Raw genomic sequence first — 1,780 nt, 5'->3', positions numbered from 1 at the left:
CGGTCGCCGTATCCGCCCTCACGACGCGGTCCACGGTCGTCGCCGGAACCACCTTCACGACGGGGACCGCGATCGGCGTAGCCGCCCTCACGACGCGGACCGCGGTCGTCGCGGAAACCGCCCTCGCGACGATCGCCGTAGCCACCCTCACGACGGGGCTGGCGCTCGTCACGGTCTCGATAGGTACGTCGCTCGTCGCCACCGCCGGCACCGCCGCGGTCATCACCCGCACGTCGAGGACCGCTGTCCCGGTAACCGCCCTCGCGGCGACCACCGAACCCGCCCTCGCGCCTGTCGCCGTACCCGCCTTCACGACGCGGGCCACGATCATCCCGATCGCGGAACGGCCGGCGGCCATCACCTTCGCGGCTTCCGCCGCGGTCGTCTCCACGCGGCCCTCTGTCGTATCCGCCTCCGCGGTTCGAGGAACGCGACCTGTCGTCAGAACGGAATGGACGGTCACCGCCGGAGTCTCGTCCGCGAGAGCCGTACCCCCCGCTCCTGTCGCCTGAGCGCCGGTCTCCGTCGTCGCCGCGGCCGCGCTGTCCGCCGTCCGATCCGTTTTCTCTGTTCACTTCTGGTCCATTTCGTTGGCTCACCCAGCGGACTCACAACAACGGTCCACCGTGGCTGGTCGCCGCCCGCCGACGGGCCTTACGCGACGAAGGCCACCCGTGGGGGGTGGCCCGCGCCCTCCAGACTAGCAAGCCGTGGAACGTCCCTGCGCCGAACGCGAGCACCCATTCACCGAACGCCTACGCCAACACCAATCCAGCACCTCCCTCCCCAAGCAGGAATAACCCGGGAAAACACGAACCACACAACAAGATTCCTTGCGAAAAACCCGCCGCCGGCCGCAGTCGCAAGAGCCCGGAACAGAGCTGCTCCCCTTTATTCAGACAGCCCACCATTACGGCTCGCATACACATCATCGGAGCTGATCAACACCCATCCGACGCGGCTACGTCCGTTATGGCGAAGCTCCCCGAACTGCTGATTGCCTGGTCGGATAACGACTCCAGGACGTCAGGGAGCTTGCCGGTGTGGCATGTGTCGTAGGCCTGAGGTGAGCTGTCCGCCCGCTGTTCCTCAGCCACTGTCGCAAGGTTTGAGGTGACCTGTCGGCCGGCTGGTTCGTGACCGTTGTCGACTAGGCCTGGATGTGCGCGTTGAGGGCTTGCCATCACAGGTGAAGGCCGCGCTCAGTCTATTGCTAGCTGTTCTCGGTGGTGTCTCCCTCATCTGCGGACCGCCATCTTCTGCCAGCCATGCGTCCGCGCTACGCCGGCACGACACGAAACCCAAGAAGAGGAGCCTGCTCAACCAGCGACACCGTCGCAAACACAAAAAGGGCCCGCCCCAACAGCCGGGCCCCACAACACAGAAGAGGCTCCGCCCACCAGCGGAACCCCTACAAACAAAAAAAGGGCCCCGCCACCAGCAGAACCCAAACAACACCTACACGCAACGCGCCATCACAACCCACACAAGCGCGACCCACAACAAAAACAGAGGAGGGGCCCCGCCCGAAGGCGAGACCCCTCACTCATCAAAGATTGTCCGGCGGTGACCTACTCTCCCACACCCTCCCGAGTGCAGTACCATCGGCGCAGAGAAGCTTAACTTCCGGGTTCGGAATGTAACCGGGTGTTTCCTTCCCGCCATAACCGCCGTAACCCTCCGAAACACACAAACATCACTGTTTGCTGTCTCAGAATTGCCTAGTGGACGCGAGCAAGAAAAGTCTGCTTTGAGGTCAAGTCCTCGGCCTATTAGTACC

1 protein-coding gene and 1 rRNA gene are annotated in these 1,780 nt (G+C 64.1%); both read right to left on the bottom strand.

The window, feature by feature from the left end; genetic code table 11:
- On the bottom strand, positions 1-391 hold a 391-nt coding region (locus BLR04_RS40650; RefSeq protein WP_218128984.1), incomplete at its 3' end, for a hypothetical protein.
- Positions 392-1,558: 1,167 nt separating this feature from the next.
- A 5S ribosomal RNA gene (gene rrf / locus BLR04_RS15650) occupies positions 1,559-1,675 on the bottom strand.
- Positions 1,676-1,780: the final 105 nt, after the last annotated feature.

Source organism: Nonomuraea maritima (assembly GCF_900100395.1).
GTDB classification, from domain to species: Bacteria; Actinomycetota; Actinomycetes; order Streptosporangiales; family Streptosporangiaceae; genus Nonomuraea; species Nonomuraea maritima.
Note: the sequence above shows the minus strand (reverse complement) of the source record. Positions and strands in the feature narration are given on the sequence as shown.